This is a genomic window from Echinicola sediminis, from assembly GCF_054777495.1.
The window spans coordinates 1-16180 of record NZ_BAAHAP010000062.1 but is presented as its reverse complement, the minus strand read 5'-3'; the positions used below and the strand labels follow the sequence as shown (position 1 = coordinate 16180).

The following is a 16180-nucleotide window of genomic DNA, read 5'->3' as shown; positions in this document are numbered from 1 at the left end:
TATGTATCCATCAAAAATATTATTGAATAGTTTTCAACTCTGCTTTGGCCTCTTCCACCACCTGCTGGTTTTCGGAATTCTCGATGATTGATTCCAGCGTTGCTTTGGCCTGGAAATTCTCATTCAGGGCCTTGTAGTTCTGAGCCAGCAGGATAAAGCATTTTCCATACCAATAATCGTATACACCGTATTTTTCGGAGAAACTGAATATTGTTTCATTGGATTGGGTATGGTTTCCGCTTTTGCTGAATGAGTCGGCCAGCAGGTAAAGGGCTTCCGCTCCCTGCACAGAACCGCTTTCATTCAAAAGTCCCATCAACTCATCCTGAGCTTCCGTCTTTTTACCCGTTTTGAGCAAAGATTTGGCTTTTATTAATTGCGCCTGTGCTTTGGCATCGGCAGTGATATCCCCCAACTCAATGACTTTGTCTGCATAATAACTGGCTGAGTCGTATTTTTCTATTTCATTATAGGAGTTCATCAAGCCTTTGTAAGCCTCATACTGCTCGATCTTGTCCCTTGCCACCTTGGCACTGCTGATAAAATACGGAATGGCTTTTTTGTAATTCTTTTTCCCAAACTCTATTTCTGCTATCCGTTGCAGGGCTTTGGCGCGATGGCTGGATGCCCCCATTTTCTCTAAACCATAAAAAGTTTCTAGCGCCTTGTCCTTTTGATTTAACCGGTAGTAAGCATCACCAATAAAATAGTAGGCTTCCTGTTTTTGGCCACTGCTGGGATAGCTCTTCAAATAATTTTCAAAAGCCCCGATGGACTGCTGATAGGATTGGTTAAAGAACAGGTTCTTGGCTGCTTCAAACTCAATGCCTTGTAAACTTTCATTACCGGGATTGGACTGTTTGTAATCGGACAGGTAGTTGGAAAACTCCCCGGAGCGTCCTTGTAAAGACAATGCTTCCTGAAGGCCTACCAAGGCTGCATCGGCATTCCCGGAATTGGGATAGCTGTCCAAAATCTTCTTGTAGTCGTTGATGGTCTGATCATAATTTTTAAGAGAATAACTGGCAATGGCCCTTCCTTCCAATGCAAAAGGCACAAAAGGGCTATTTGGGCTTTGATTGATCAGTGAAGTGTAACCTTGCCGTGCTTCTGCATAACTGGATTCTTCCATATTGATCTGGGCTTTTTGGAAGATAATATCATCCCTGAACCGGCTATTGGGGTACCTGCTGATCGCCCTGTCGAGCTCGGCAACAGCCTCCCTGTTTCTGTTCTGGAAATTGAGCACTACCCCTGCCATATAATGGGCATAATCAGCGGAAGGGTTACGCTCATTGATAGCCATCCTAAAAGTACTCAATGCCTGATCAAATTTTTTCTGAATGTAATAACTATCCCCCAACCTGATCACCGCATCGTCATAATAGCTCTGGATATTGGGTACACTTTTTACTTTGTCAATATAGTTTTTAAACTGCCTTTCAGCTTTGGCATATTGCTGGGTATTAAAATAGGCATAGCCCAATCCGTAATAGCTTCTGATCAAAGCAGGATCGAGTCCCGTGAGCCTCATGTTGGTAACTTGCTCATAGGCCTTGATCGCTCCATTAAGGTCTTCTTTGGCTGCAAAGGACTCCCCTTTCCAATAAAAAGCTTCATGGACCATTTCCTTATCTACCGGATAGGTAATGGACTTATCAAAATAGACAATGGCATCATTATATCTTTTACTCCTATAATAGGTAATCCCCTGATAATAGGTTACTTTTTGGTAAGCGGCCCGAATTCTCGGAGACTTATTCCCCATACCTTCAATATGGGAGATGGCCCTGAGGTAATTATTGGTATTGATCAAAGCATCGCTTAGCATGTTTTCCACTTCACCGACGTTTTTTCCCTGCGGATATTTAGCTAAATAAGCATCCAAGGCATTGATGGCTTCTTGAAAACTACCTTTCTCCAGGCTCAATTTGGCATAATTGAACAATGCTTCCTCCTGAATAGCGGGATCAAAATCACTTTTGTAAGCCGCACTAAAGCTGGTCACTGCATATTGTGGATTATTGAGCTTCAAATAGGAATGACCTAAATAATAACTGGATACCTGTCCTAATTTATCCTTCTCCAGGGCCACCTTCTTAAAGTAGTTGGTAGCCTGCTGATAATTCTGAACTTTGAACTGTGCCACTCCAGCCTTGTACATCTGCTCCCGGGACATGGTGTTTTTCCCTGTCTTGGAAGAGGCATCATAGTAGGTGGCAGCATTGTTGAAGTCCCGCCTTTCAAAATAAGCCTCGGCCAATAAGAGGTATATCCCCTCCTTATTATCGAGGTTATTTCTGGACTGTGTAATCGGCGTAGCATAAGCTAAGAGTGCATCATACTGCTGCTGGCGGTAATACAGCTCGGAAAGCATATAGGGGACTTTTGACTGGTATTCTGGATATCGGTCCGCCTGCTTGAAATCGGCGATCGCCTCTTCGTATTTTTCCTGCTGCAAAGCCACATACCCTCCATAGTAATATCCATCTCCAGTGTAAGAACTCTGCATTTTCTTAACGGGATCAAAATATCTCCCCGCATTGGCATAGTCCTTAAGCTGGAAATAAGCATAGCCCGTTTTGAAATAGAGCTTAGAGCGCTGTTCAATGCTCACCACATTGACATTCACCTTAGAATACTTTTCTATGGCATCCTTATAATGCCGCTTTTCAAAATAATAATCCCCTAGAAGAAATGCCGCTTCATTGGCCTTTGGATCAGTAGGATAACTTTTGGTGATGCCCTCCACCAAACTCGGCCCGTCAGGATTGTCAATCCGCAGCGCAGAGACCGCATGGTAATAGTCTACATCAATTCGTTGTGAGGGGCTTAGTTCAGCAGTCTTCAGCTTTTCAAACTCCATTTTGGAGGCGCTGTATTGATGCTTGTCAAAAAGCTCGTAGGCATCGTCTATTTTTTTGTCCAGTCCGTTCTGGTAAATACCGGATTGGCCATATGCCTGAAAAAAACCACCTGTGGCAATAAACAGTAAGAATAGTTTTCTCATGGTAAAGTTTCGCAACCTAATGCATCAATTTAAAGATGAGTTCTTTTAAAATTTCGGCTTCACTCATTCCGTTGGCGTCAATACCCTTTGAACGAAGGTCGGCTTCTTTTAAGTATCCAATGTTATCAATAACCTTGCCTAAAGGATAGTTTTTGGAAGCAATCATATATTCTTTCATAAAATAAGGATTGACCTTCAACTTCCCCGCCAACTCCCGCTCTCCCAGACTCTTGTTGGAATGTACCAAAAGCAAGCGAGAGAAATGCAGGTACAGCAGCGCGATGATGGGAATGAGCGGATTGGACTTGGGGTTTTGACTAAAATAATGGATGATTTTATTGGCTTTCAACACATCCCTAAAGCTCAAAGCCTTGGTAAGTTCAAAATTGTTATAATCTTTATTGATCCCAATGTATTGCTGTATATGGCCACTGTCTATTTGGACCGGCTCGCTGAAGTTGATCAGCATTTTGTCGATCTCGTTGGTCAGCACTTCCAGATTATTGCCTATGGATTCAGCAATGATCTGACAGGCCTTGGGCTCTATGGTAAAGCCCTTGCTTTTTATATAAGAGTCTATCCAAGGGCTAAGTTTGTATTCGGGCACCTTGTCCGATTTTACCAACACCGCTTTCTTGTCCAGTTCTTTGGCCAGGGCCTTTCTTCCATCCAGAACTTTGTACTTATGGGCAAAGACTAAAATCGTACTCGGCAAGGGATTGGATAGGTAATTGATCAATAGACTATCCCCTGCCTCTTTACCCAGATCCGGTAGGTTCTGCGCTTCCTTTACGATGACCACTTGGCGTTCGGCCATCATGGGAAAGCGGCGTGCATTGGTCAGCACCGCGTTCATAGTGGCATCCTTGCCATACATCATGATCTGGTTAAATCCCTTTTCATGCTCGGCAATGGCATTTTTTTCAACAAACTCCGTAATTTGATCAATAAAATAAGGTTCCTCTCCCTGTAAAAAATAAACGGGAGCATATTTCCCGCTGTTCAACTCTTTTAATACTGCTTCAGGCTGGTTTGGCATATCTCGATTTTTCAACTCAAATATAGAAATTATTGACTTGTCAAAAACAGTGGAAAGGAATATTCCTGCTATAATAAAACATTAAAATTGGAAACTCACGGAATCATTGGCCGGTGATCGCAAGAAGGGAATGACAGAGAAAAGTCGACTGACTCCAATCAAGCCAACAAACTTATTCAAAGGATAGCCTGTTATATAGATTGTTGTTAATTTTGACAGAGATTTTACTAAACAGCGCTTAAGAGTGAGTGATATTAACCAAGGTATTTCCTTATCCAAAGAAGGTAAATTTGAAGAGGCACTTGCCATCTTCAATCAATTATTATCCAAAAACCCAAGCGAACCGGTATTACTGCTTCATCGGGCAAGAGTTTTATCGAGACTGGGAAAACTGCAGGAAGCATTGAATGATTTTGACAGTCTGATCAAAACCAATGCGTTTAACGCGGATTATATCAGTGACCGGGCCGTGGTACTCCATTTGCTCAAAAGAAACGAGGAGGCATTGGATGAGCTTGACCGTGCCCTTAACCTGGAGCCCCAAAATCCTTACAGGTATTCCAGTAGGGCCTTCCTAAAAGACCGTACAGGAGATCTTGAGGGAGCCATAGCAGACTATGAAAAAGCCATAGAATTAGATCCAGAAGATGCTATTTCCTATAATAACAAAGGCCTGGTGGAAGAAAAATTGGGCTTTAAGGATCGGTCCAAGAAAAGTTTTGAAAAGGCAGATAAGCTGGTAGGTTACCAACCTAAAGAATACAAGAGCACCTCCGCCCCAAAGGAAAAACAGCAGCCTAGTCAAGAACCCATCTCACCACCCCAGCAAGAAAGTAAAAGCTCCGCTTCAAGCAAATCAATTTCCTTTAAAGATTATTGGAAGATGGTAGGCAAGGTGTTGGGCAATAAAGAAACCAGGTCCGAGTTTTTTGCCTTTCTTCAGGCTAAATGGAGAAAAAAAGATTGATCAGATGGATTTGATCACCATTAAAGGTTTATTGATAAAATAAGACATCTTTTTAGAAAGATTCTTGGTAAAAAGCTGGTCAAACCAGCTTTTTTTTCTGCTGAGGGTAACCAGTATATCCCCTTTGGCCGTGATCAGGTAATTTTCCAGTCCCAATCCTATTTCATCCCGATAAGTCTTCAGCACATAGCTTATTTTTTCGTACCTGATAAATGGTTTGATCTCGGAAACCATGGTCTGATGAAGCGCCCTATCAATGATTTTATTTTTGGTTCCGACATGGACCAAGTCTATTTCACTGTCAAAATAAGATGCCATATCCACAATTTTCTGAATGGCCAACTTGTCCTCCTCCAGGTAATCCGTAGCATACACAAATTTTCTCGGAGGCTTGAAAAACACCTTTCTCGGCACAATCAATACATCTATCGGCGAATCCTCGATCACTTTGCTGGACTTGGTACCAATAAAATTGGTTTTGATATCATTAACCCCCTCTGTTCCCATCACAATGAGGTCCATGTGGTTGTTTTGGGCAAAATCAACAATGGCCTTGACGGTCTTCCCTTCTCCGATCACTGATTCACAGGATTTCAGCCCTTTCTTTTGGCTTTCTAAAATCACCTCTCTGACCAAGCTGTCCATCTTCTTCTGCACAAAACCGAGAGACTCTTCCTTAAACTGACTAAAAAGTTTTTTATAATCCTCCCGATCAGGCACATGGTAAAGGGTCAACTCAGCCCCGTACTTTTCCCCCAATTTGGCAGCATATTCCAGCGCATTCAAAGAACATTCAGAAAAATCCGTAGGGCATAAAATCTTAAAAGTTTTCATAGGTTTAAAGTCATTAGTAGCCTTTCTTGCGGTCGATGAGGTTCATCAGTTCAGCACCTTTTGTCAGGTTCCTGTAATTTGTAATGATCTGTGGTACAGCAGCCCCGGGATTGGTAATACTTGCAATATGGGGAGTAATTGTGATTTTTTCATGAAACCAAAAGGGATGTTCCTTTGGCAAAGGTTCCGTGCGAAAAACATCCAATAAGGCTCCCGATAAATATCCTTCCTCCAAGGCCTGCAAAAGGTCCTCTTCAATCAGGTGCTTTCCTCTGGCCACATTGATCAAATAAGTCCCTTTACGGCACTTTCTAAACAAATCTAAATTCAAAAAACCTTGCGTTTTTGATGTAAGCGGAAGCAGGCAAACCAAAACATTGCATTTACTAAGAAATTCTTCAAGTTGCTCCCCATAATGGTAAGGGTGTCTGAAATTTTCCTTTGGACTATTTCCATACCCCATCACCTCTATGCCCATATAAGCCAGTTTATCCAAGACATCTCCTCCCAATTCACCAGTACCCAAAACACCAACCTTGATGGCTAACTCAGGATTGCTCATGTCCCACTTTTGCTCTTTCTTGTCCCTGAGGTACCTGGCAATCTGCCGGTGATGGTTCAAAACCCCCATAACCACGTAATTCGTCATGGAAAAAGTCAGGCGAGGATCAACGATACGGGTAATCGGAATATGCTCTGGAATAGTGTCATCCGCCATAATATGATCCACACCGGCCCCCATGGAGCAGATCAATTTCAAATTGGGGAACTGCTTTAGAGAGCCTTTCGGATGCTGCCACACCATGACAGCCTCGACATCCTCTGGCGCTTTTATGTCGGGATAAATTTCTAGGGAAATATCTGGAGCTGACTTTTTAAGAATCTCCAACCAAGGGCTTATGTCTCTATTTGGGGATACTATCGCTAAACTCATTTATTTCTTACTGATATATGGGTTATCCTTAATATAAAATCTCCATGGGAGTAATGCATCCTCCCCAGCGTAATCCACGCCTATTCTTGTACTTACATTTATTTCAAAATTAACACTATCTATTTCACTTCCAATGTAAATCAAGCCATTTTTTTCATATAAAGTCTCATCATTGTACAAAGTACTAATACCCAATGCCTGTGCGGTTTTCCCAGGGCCATTGGTCAGTTGATACTCATTGCTGACTTTTCTCCGCTGTTTCATCAGCTCTATTCCCCCCAAAGGCTCCACTGCCCGGATCAAAACCGCCTTGGCATCTCCCTCTTCATGTGTAACAATATTGAACAGGTGATGGATACCATAGCAGAGATAAACGTAACTTCTGCCTCCTTCCTTAAACATTACCTCAGTTCTTCTCGTTAATTTGTTCGGAAATGCGTGGCAGGCTCGGTCTGTTGCTCCATCGTATGCTTCGGTTTCCACGATCTTAGCGGCTGTATAACCGCCGTTAATTTGAGTAACAATGATTTTACCTAAAAGATCTTGAGCAATTTCTATGACATTCCGTTTCAAAAAGAATCCTTTTGGAAGAATTTTAATATCTTTCATCGTTTTTCCTAGAGATAAGTAATATCTAAAATTTCGTCAGAAATTAAAAGTGACTATAAATACTATTTTAAAGTAAATTAAACCAAATCAAATCTATGAACATTAGAGTAAGTGCCTTTATTATGCTGCTGATGACCTTTGTGTCCACCTCCTTGATCGCGCAGCAGATCCAGATGCCCCAAGCCAGCCCCGCTGCATCGGTGAGCCAAAAGGTTGGATTGACGGATGTAAAGGTGGAGTACAGCAGACCCAGTGTCAAAGGTAGAAAGATTTTCGGAACGCTTGTACCTTACGGAGAAGTCTGGAGAACCGGGGCAAATGCAAGCACAAAAATTTCCTTCAGCGATGATGTCACCCTGAACGGCAATAAGGTACCCGCAGGAACCTACGCCTTTTACGTCATCCCGAACAAAAAGGAATGGACTGTCATCCTTTCGGACAACCTTGAACTTTGGGGATCCATTGGTTACAACCCTGAGCATGATGTGGTCAGATTTAACGTACCGGCAGAAAAAAGCAAGGAATTTTATGAAACCATGGAGATCAGCTTTAATGACCTGACCAACTCTGGTGCATCGCTCAATTTGAACTGGGAAAAATCAGGCATCGAACTGGATATAGAGACAGCTGTGGAGCCCGTAGTTCTTAGTCAAATCCAAGAAATGGTTATTGATCAAAACAGTGATAACCCGGGACTTCTTTACCAAGCGGCTTCTTTTTACTATTCCATTGACAAGGACCTCGACACTGCCCACGGATGGATAAAAAAATCCGTAAGTGCAGATCCTAAATATTGGACCATGCACCTTAAAGCCAAGATAGAAGATAAGTTGGGACTTAAAGAGGAAGCCATCAAAACTGCAGAGCTTTCCAAGGAAATGGCTCAAGAGGCAAAAAACATGGACTACGTAGGACTCAATGAAAGATTGATCAAGTCGATTAAATAGTAAAAAAAGGGAGCTTAGCTCCCTTTTTTATTTCCTAAACAATTGAATAATGCCAGAAAGAGACATCACCAACAAACAACCTATCGCATTATACCACAAATAACCGATGTCTATGGGGACTCCGAAAAGCTCACTCCCGTTTTTCCAATGAACCAGAAGAATGACCACTTCGGCCACCAAAGCCGCAATAAACACCGCATTCCCCTTCACCCATTTCATATAGAATCCCACTAGGAATATCCCTAATATGGTCCCATAAAAAAGGGAGCCCAGTAAATTGACCGCCTGGATCAGGTTTTCAAATAAGGTAGCATAGGTAGCAAATAGGATAGCAAAAATCCCCCACATTGCCGTCAACAGTTTTGAATAGAGGGTATAATGCCTTTCAGACTGGTTTTTTCTAATCGACCGCTTATAAATGTCCACAGTGGAAGTGGAACCGAGCGCATTGAGTTCTGAAGCTGTACTGGACATGGCTGCGCTGAAAATCACCGCAAACAACAGCCCTACCACACCTTGTGGCAGATAATCCATCACAAAACGCATAAATACATAATCAGTATCCCTTGTTTCCGCATTGGGTTCATTTTTAAGGATCAGGGATTTCACTTCCGACCGAATAGCTTCCTGTTCGATATTTTTCTCCTCGATTTTATCTTTCAGCACCTTAACAGCTTCCTCATCCGATTGATGTTCTGCCTGGATCAATGATTGAATTGCAGCATTTTTTTCTTCAAAAACAGCCGAATAATCACCTTCCAGTTTGTTAAAGTCTTCACTGAACTCACTTTTTTCCAGCTTTTCAGTCTGGACTTTATTGAAGAATATGGGGGGTTGGTAAAACTGGTAAAACACGAAAACCATCACTCCAATAAACAAGATCACAAACTGCATGGGAACCTTTAAGAAGCCATTCATGATCAGCCCCATCCGACTTTCCTTCAAACTTCGACCATTGAGATAGCGCTGCACTTGGGACTGGTCTGTCCCGAAATAGGACAAAAACAGAAAAAGTGCTCCCGTAATACCTGACCAAAAATTGTATCGGTCCCCCAGATCAAATTCAAAATTGACGATATTCAGCTTTCCCATTTTCCCCGCCACATGCATGGCATCATTAAAGGGAACAGGCAGCATATTGATCACTAAGATGCCTGCAAGGACCATCCCCCCCATCATCACTGCCATCTGCTGCTTCTGGGTAATGGACACTGCCTTAGTCCCTCCGGTAACGGTGTAAATAATCACCATGACCCCAATAAAAATATTAGTAAAGGTAAGGTTCCAATTAAGCAAGGTGGACAAAATAATGGATGGACCATAAATAGTGATACCTGCTGCCAGGCCACGCTGCACCAAAAACAGAAAGGCTGCCAACGTCCTGGTCTTTAAATCAAAACGGGATTCCAAAAACTCATAGGCAGTATAAACCTTCAGTTTGTAATAGATGGGTATAAAAGTAATGGACAGGATAATCATGGCGATAGGCAGTCCAAAATAAAACTGGACAAAACGCATCCCATCCTGATAAGCCTGCCCCGGAGTACTTAAAAAGGTGATGGCTGAAGCTTGGGTTGCCATAATGCTGAGGCCAATCGTCCACCAGCCCATTTCATTGCCCCCTTTCAGGTAGCTTTCCATATCCTTTGGCCCATAGGTTTTGTAAATTCCATAACCGATTATGGTCACCAAAGTCCCAAACAGAACAATCCAATCAATATAACTCATGCGTAATAGCGGGTAATAGCGTAAAACATTCCTATCAAACCCGCTAGCACCAATATCAACAATAAGTAAAGCCTATTCCAGTTTGCAGTCGGTTCATTCATGAGCCTGCTCAATTAAATTCACAAAAAGTTTAATGGCTCCCGGAACCCCTGCCGGCAACAATCTAAACCAAGAGATACCTGAATAAGTATAAGTACCTTTTCCGAAATCAGCCAGTAACAAACTTCCCTGGCTGGCCGACTCTCCGGGATCATGCATGGACAATGGAGTAATGTATCTGTCATCCCATTGATCGGGAAAATACAGCCCTCTCTCCTGTACCCAGTGGTCAAAATCCTCCTGAACGATAAGGTTAGGCTGTTTCAAAACAGGATGGGCATCATAATCAACCTTAACTGGAGAATTTTCTACCGCCACTCTTTTTCTAGAAATGTCCAGAGGATAGGGACCAAGTTTATCGGTCTTCAAAGAGGCGGTGGTGTTATATTGCACAATTAAGTTGCCTCCTTCTTCCACGTATTTCATCAATTGATCAAACTGATCTACTATATGATCGCTGACATTGAAAGCTCTAATCCCCACAATAACTGTTGAAAACTGTTTCAGACGGTTATAATTCAGGTTTCCATTTTCTAAAATAGTCACTGAATACCCTAGGTTTCTTAAAACTTCCGGCACATCATCCCCTGCCCCTGAAATATAACCTATATTTTGAGTGGTCATTTTCAGGTCCAATTTAATCAGATCAATCGAAGCACTGGGAAAATAAGTTAGCTCAGGAATATGCTTGTAACTGATTCTTTTAACTCCTTTGTCATATACTTTCCCATCAGAGGTGATGTATTGGGCCGTGATATGCGTTTTGCCAATTTTAGCGGCGCCATTGATACTTAGTGAATAGGTCTTTTCTTTCTTGACCGCACTGGTGATTTCTTCTCTTATTTTATAGGCTTCATCAGGGAGTCCCTCCAAATGAAGATTGCCTGGAACCATTTCATCACTAAAAGCCACCGTCACTTTGAACTCCGCAGGCCTGCCAGACAGGGCATATACCTGATCATGGTCCACCGAAACTTTTATAGAGGGCAAAAGTACAAAAGGCTGGTTGACCTCCCCTTCCACAGGGTCATTATACTTATACTTCAGTGGTACTTTCGCTTTAAAATCCACGCCTTCCACACTAAAATACACACTTCCCATCACGGCAGGATCATTAAAACCTTTGCCGATTTTCTCCTGTTCTGTCACACTATATAGATTTTCTTGCGGCCGATTGACCAACCAATAAGGCTGGGAAATAGGATGGCTACTTTCAAATCCAAGCCTTACCTCCTCCTTTAGCACTTCGTTGTTCGATACATGCTTGTTCAAAGTATGATTTCCATTCAAAACTTCGAACTTTTCCACTATAACGTCCTTGGATGAAGGGTTGTTAAATACCAGTGTCCCTCCTATTTCATCCCCTAAATTGGCCTCTTGCCTTTCTGCTAAAAACTCCATCTCGATTCCCAATAGATTCAAAATGAGCTGATCAAGGAGAAGCTGTTTTTCACGAATCCACTTATCCTTACTTTGTAGCTTTCCCAGCTCATTTTTCAATTCCAAAAAAACGGGAACATTATCTCTTAGCTGGACAAAGTTGAATTTCTCGATGGCCTTATCAAGCAGCTCTTTTATTTCATTACCATTGGAAAGCTTGTCCCATCTGTTTTCTACCCCTTCAAAGGGGTCCTCCTCAAAAGTCTCTCCTGCCACCAACTCAATAAAGTCTTCCGACTTTCCTAGAGATGCAGTAGAACCAAAGCCTTGGGACTTGTGCATTGACCTGCTTCTTGCAGCTATTTCAGCATAGGTCGTCCCTAACAATTCATCGTACTCTCCTGTATCATAGGCATGATAGATCTTGCCTTCTTCAGGTACATATGGAGCTCCCCAATGATAGGCATTCCAAAACACCCTTTTGGTTTTCCAAACATCCACTTTGTCCAGCTGCTCTGGAAAAGCATTTGGATCAGCTGCTTTCTCAAAAGCCTCAATCGAAAGTATTGCAGAAGTAGTATGATGGCCATGCGTGATCCCTGGCGTGGTATTGAACCGGTTAATTATAATATCCGGCTGATAGTTTCTTATCACCCAAACGACATCCGAAAGCAGCTTGTCCTTGTCCCAGTTGTTTAAGGTTTCATCGGGATTTTTGCTATACCCAAAGTCAATGGCCCTAGAAAAAAACTGTTGTCCCCCGTCAGTTTCCCTGGCACGAAGCAATTCCTGTGTTCTGATCATTCCTAGCTCTGTACCTAGTTCTTTCCCAATAAGATTCTGACCTCCATCTCCTCTGGTAAGCGAAAGGTAGCCTACCTGCATATGTTCTTTGTTGCCAAGGTATGCAATCAGTCGTGTATTTTCATCATCAGGGTGGGCCGCCAGGTACAACACCCTTTTGGTTTCGGCCAGCTTCAAAAGCTGATGGTAAATTACCGATGAAGGATGATCATCAATTTTCTTTGCAAAAACAGGGGCTAGAATCAAGGAAAATAAAAAAGAGAAAAGTATTCGGGGGCTAAGCTTCATATGGTTTGAATTATAAATCGAAATTTAAATGTAGCATTTATAAAGGGAAAACACTTTTATACCAACGGTATTACAACGATCCTTATTCCAAGAAGTTTTCAAACACACAAGATATACCAAAACACCCTTCAAATTGAGGATCAAGCAATATTTCAGGGGGCGAGGAATTTCAAGCGTAAATTTTAGATAGTCTGTTCAGGAAAAAGGGGATCAGGCAATATTCCTGAAGGACAGATCAATCTGATATAAAACTTCCCTTTTCCTATCAGTATAAGGTTATTATAAACCATGGATAAAAAGGATGCACACAGATTTTTAATGGACTGATAACCGCATCTGTGTTTATCTTTATCCATCTGTGGTTAATAAAAAAGAACGATAAAGAAGGTATAACAAAGCTAAAATATTCCTGTCTCCCCAACTTTTCCACTTGATCCCAAATTGACCGCTGGTTCCCCATATGCATTGCTGACAGGTCTGCGTCAATTAGCAGTACCCAAAACTATTTGGCTTGATGATCATTTAGTCCTCCTGGTAAACGAATCCTTAAAGACATGATGGTTGTGCTGGTCCAAGCGCTTGTCCAGGTCACTGGTGTAGCCAATATAAAATTTATCAACCGCGCGGGAATACAATATGTAAACGAAAAAAGTTGTCATAAATAAAAAAGGCATCTGCCGCAACAGATGCCTTGAGCCTCCTGTCGGGATCGAACCAACGACCTACTGATTACAAGTCAGTTGCTCTACCATCCCGATGTTCATCGGGATAAGGAGGCTTTTGGATATTTCAACAGTACTTGACTTTTAATTTTGCTGATATCGAAGGGTATTGCCGGAGGTTTTCCAGGTACTTTCTAGACTTGTTCTTTTTGAGGTGACTTTCAATCTTTTTCGCCTGTTTTTCGCTGGTACAGCATATACTAAAGTAAACCTCCCAGTCTTTGGCCCTCTTGGTAAACGAATCCTTAAAGACATGATGGTTGTGCTGGTCCAAGCGCTTGTCCAGGTCACTGGTGTAGCCGATATAAAATTTATCAACCGCGCGGGAATACAATATGTAAACGAAAAAAGTTGTCATAAATAAAAAAGGCATCTGCCGCAACAGATGCCCTTGAGCCTCCTGTCGGGATCGAACCAACGACCTACTGATTACAAGTCAGTTGCTCTACCATCCCGATATTCATCGGGATAAGGAGGCTTTTGGATATTTCAACAGTACTTGATCTTTAACTTTCCTGATATCGAAGGGTATTGCCGGAGGTTTTCCAGGTACTTTCTAGACTTGTTCTTTTTGAGGTGCCTTTCAATCTTTTTCGCCTGTTGTTCGCTGGTACAGCATATACTAAAGTAAATCTCCCAGTCTTTGGCCCTCTTGGTAAACGAATCCTTAAAGACATGATGGTTGTGCTGGTCCAAGCGCTTGTCCAGGTCACTGGTGTAGCCGATATAAAATTTATCAATCGCGCGGGAATACAATATGTAAACGAAAAAAGTTGCCATAAATAAAAAAAGGCATCTGCCGCAACAGATGCCTTTGAGCCTCCTGTCGGGATCGAACCAACGACCTACTGATTACAAGTCAGTTGCTCTACCAGCTGAGCTAAGGAGGCTTTTTTGCTCTACCATCCCGATGACTATCGGGATAAGGAGGCTTTGTGCGCTACCATCCAAATAATCGGAATGTGAAGACTTTTTGCATTGGGCTTTTCCCTTATTGCGAGTGCAAATATAGAAGTATAGGCATTTGAACCCAAATGAAATGGCAAAAAAATTAGGGAGACTTTTTTATCTCCCTAACAGCTAGAAACTTAAAATTCCCGTAATATCGAAAGCTTCTTTTTCAGTTTCTCAATCTCTTCTTCCGCCTTCTCAATTTTTTGATCGAATTGATCCTTTAACTTATCAGCAGTTTTTGAAGAGGCAAAAAACTCAAGGTTATTTTTCCACAGAGTTATGTTATTTTCCAAATCTGAAATCTGTTTTCTGATACCGTGCTCTTTCTTGTTGAACACACGATCACTGTTAGGATCACCTTGGATTTTGTTCAGATTAAGACGGAAAAGGAATTCCTCTCGGTTTTCCCCATCTGTATCCAACACTTCTACACAAGCTTCTACAGCACTATTGAATTTCGAAGCAATATCCTTCATGCTCTTCCTTGGCACAAAACCAATGGAATTGTACTCTTCCACTAATTTTTCAAGATTTTCTACCGTAAGCCCATCGGTTCCGGACAGTGCTCCTATCTTGTCACAAACCGCCTCTTTTAATTCCAGATTTTTCTCAAACTCCTTGTTGATTTCCTTATTGGCTTGTCTTCTATTGTCAAAGAAAGTATCGCAAGCAGCCTTGAACCTTTTATAAAGATCGTCCCTCACCTTTTCGGGAGTAGGCCCTAACTTTTTCCAGTCTTGTTGGAGTTTGATCAGTTCATTAGAAGTAGTTTGCCAATCCGTACTGTCCTTTAAGGATTCAGCCACTTTGATCAACTCCTCTGCCCGTTCCTTATTGATCCTTCTGATTTCATCCAGCTCTTTAAAGAACAGGTTTTTATTATGGAAAAACTGCTTGAAATGTCCCCAAAATGCTCGGTTGATTTCCCTTCCACATTCTCTAGGAACCGGGCCTATGGCCTCCCATTCCTTTTGGATCTCAAGTATCTCCTTCGTCTTCGCATTCCATTCTTTAATCCTGTTAGCTTTGAAGTCTTTGTACTCTTCAAGCTTTCCTATCAAAGCCTCCTTCTTGCTCTGATTCTCTTTGAAAACCTCTTTCTGGCTTTCATAATAGGCTTTTCTCTTCGCATAAACAGCGTCAGAAGCTCCCTTAAACCTTTGCCAAATCTCCTCTTGCTCCTCTCGTGGCACCGGCCCTATATGTTTAAACTCCTCATGAAGTTCATTAAGCAATTTGATTGCTCCCCTTAGGTCCTCTTCTTTGTCCAATGCTTCCGCTTTCTCACAAAGCTCAAGCTTACTTTCGAGGTTTTTCTTTCTGTCTAGTTCCTTTAGTTCGAAATAGATACTTCGGTTATCATAAAACCGGTCCATTAAAGCATTGTAGGATGCCCACAGGTTTTTATTTTGTGCACCGGGCACCGCACCGATCTCCTTCCATTCTTTCTGGATCTCCTTTATGGTACTGATGCTATGCGTAGTCTCTTCCCCATCCACTAACTCCCTAAGGCGTTCTAGGATATGGTTTTTGGCATACAGATTTTTCTCTTTTTCCTTTTCCAGGTTTTTGATCTGCTCTGACCTCCTGTTTTTAAAATCACCGAAAAGGGCAAAAAATATTTTATCATCTTCACTTTGACGGTACTGAAAATCATCCGTACTTCCTCCCTCTTCTATAAAACTTTTTAAGGCTACGTCTTTTTCCTTATTATAGTGGTCTTCTTCAAAGTGGCTTTTGATATCATTGACAATACTATCAGACTTGATGAAGTTCCCTTTCTCTATCTGCTCTTTCAACGCCGCAATCAACTGCTTTTTTGAGAAATTACCATAATCTACATCATGATGCTCCTCTTCATGGTG

The 16180-nt window shown here is 41.9% G+C and carries 13 protein-coding genes and 3 tRNA genes; 2 read left to right on the top strand and 14 right to left on the bottom strand.

Going from position 1 to position 16180, the window contains the following annotated elements; translation table 11 throughout:
- Positions 1 to 19 precede the first annotated feature (19 nt).
- Together ACYVAA_RS15330 and holA are read right to left on the bottom strand one after the other, a co-directional pair.
- Complete coding sequence (locus tag ACYVAA_RS15330) at positions 20 to 3010, bottom strand: tetratricopeptide repeat protein (RefSeq protein WP_460543272.1); 2991 nt, start codon at positions 3008 to 3010, stop codon at positions 20 to 22.
- Between the two features lie 16 nt (positions 3011 to 3026).
- A complete protein-coding gene (gene holA / locus ACYVAA_RS15325; protein WP_460543270.1) occupies positions 3027 to 4049 on the bottom strand; it encodes a DNA polymerase III subunit delta in 1023 nt (340 codons plus the stop codon).
- A 244-nt stretch (positions 4050 to 4293) separates the two neighbouring features.
- On the opposite strand from holA, the gene ACYVAA_RS15320 reads away from it, so the two are divergent.
- Complete coding sequence (locus ACYVAA_RS15320; RefSeq protein ID WP_460543268.1) at positions 4294 to 5016, top strand: tetratricopeptide repeat protein; 723 nt, start codon at positions 4294 to 4296, stop codon at positions 5014 to 5016.
- Here the strand turns inward: ACYVAA_RS15320 and ACYVAA_RS15315 are convergent, their stop codons facing one another.
- Genes ACYVAA_RS15315 through ACYVAA_RS15305 form a run of 3 tightly spaced genes read right to left on the bottom strand, consistent with a single transcriptional unit; the run spans position 5017 to position 7393 of the window.
- On the bottom strand, positions 5017 to 5850 hold the full coding sequence (locus ACYVAA_RS15315) for a universal stress protein (protein ID WP_460543266.1): 834 nt from the start codon (positions 5848 to 5850) through the stop codon (positions 5017 to 5019).
- 13 nt (positions 5851 to 5863) lie between these two features.
- Positions 5864 to 6784, bottom strand: a complete 921-nt coding sequence (locus tag ACYVAA_RS15310; RefSeq protein ID WP_460543264.1) for a 2-hydroxyacid dehydrogenase — start codon at positions 6782 to 6784, stop codon at positions 5864 to 5866.
- On the bottom strand, positions 6785 to 7393 hold the full coding sequence (locus ACYVAA_RS15305) for a DNA-3-methyladenine glycosylase (RefSeq protein ID WP_460543262.1): 609 nt from the start codon (positions 7391 to 7393) through the stop codon (positions 6785 to 6787).
- 95 nt (positions 7394 to 7488) lie between these two features.
- Between ACYVAA_RS15305 and ACYVAA_RS15300 the strand changes: the two genes are divergently transcribed.
- Complete coding sequence (locus tag ACYVAA_RS15300; protein ID WP_460543260.1) at positions 7489 to 8340, top strand: DUF2911 domain-containing protein; 852 nt, start codon at positions 7489 to 7491, stop codon at positions 8338 to 8340.
- Between the two features lie 27 nt (positions 8341 to 8367).
- On the opposite strand, the gene ACYVAA_RS15295 is transcribed toward ACYVAA_RS15300, so the two are convergent.
- The 9 genes from ACYVAA_RS15295 to ACYVAA_RS15255 form a co-directional block, all read right to left on the bottom strand.
- Complete coding sequence (locus ACYVAA_RS15295) at positions 8368 to 10068, bottom strand: sodium:solute symporter family transporter (RefSeq protein ID WP_460543257.1); 1701 nt, start codon at positions 10066 to 10068, stop codon at positions 8368 to 8370.
- A 93-nt stretch (positions 10069 to 10161) separates the two neighbouring features.
- Complete coding sequence (locus ACYVAA_RS15290; protein ID WP_460543255.1) at positions 10162 to 12639, bottom strand: PIG-L family deacetylase; 2478 nt, start codon at positions 12637 to 12639, stop codon at positions 10162 to 10164.
- A 518-nt stretch (positions 12640 to 13157) separates the two neighbouring features.
- Positions 13158 to 13298 carry a GIY-YIG nuclease family protein gene (locus ACYVAA_RS15285; protein WP_460543253.1) on the bottom strand — a complete coding sequence of 47 codons (141 nt, stop codon included), beginning with the start codon at positions 13296 to 13298 and terminating at the stop codon, positions 13158 to 13160.
- Between the two features lie 35 nt (positions 13299 to 13333).
- Positions 13334 to 13417, bottom strand: a tRNA-Thr gene (locus ACYVAA_RS15280).
- An 11-nt stretch (positions 13418 to 13428) separates the two neighbouring features.
- Positions 13429 to 13719: a GIY-YIG nuclease family protein gene (locus ACYVAA_RS15275; RefSeq protein ID WP_460543251.1), complete on the bottom strand. Its 291-nt coding sequence runs from the start codon at positions 13717 to 13719 to the stop codon at positions 13429 to 13431.
- A 36-nt stretch (positions 13720 to 13755) separates the two neighbouring features.
- Positions 13756 to 13839: transfer RNA gene (locus tag ACYVAA_RS15270), tRNA-Thr, on the bottom strand.
- An 11-nt stretch (positions 13840 to 13850) separates the two neighbouring features.
- A complete protein-coding gene (locus ACYVAA_RS15265; protein ID WP_460543249.1) occupies positions 13851 to 14141 on the bottom strand; it encodes a GIY-YIG nuclease family protein in 291 nt (96 codons plus the stop codon).
- Between the two features lie 37 nt (positions 14142 to 14178).
- Positions 14179 to 14251, bottom strand: a tRNA-Thr gene (locus ACYVAA_RS15260).
- A gap of 198 nt (positions 14252 to 14449) precedes the next feature.
- A partial coding sequence (locus ACYVAA_RS15255) for a DUF349 domain-containing protein (RefSeq protein WP_460543247.1) occupies positions 14450 to 16180 on the bottom strand: 1731 nt, incomplete at its 5' end.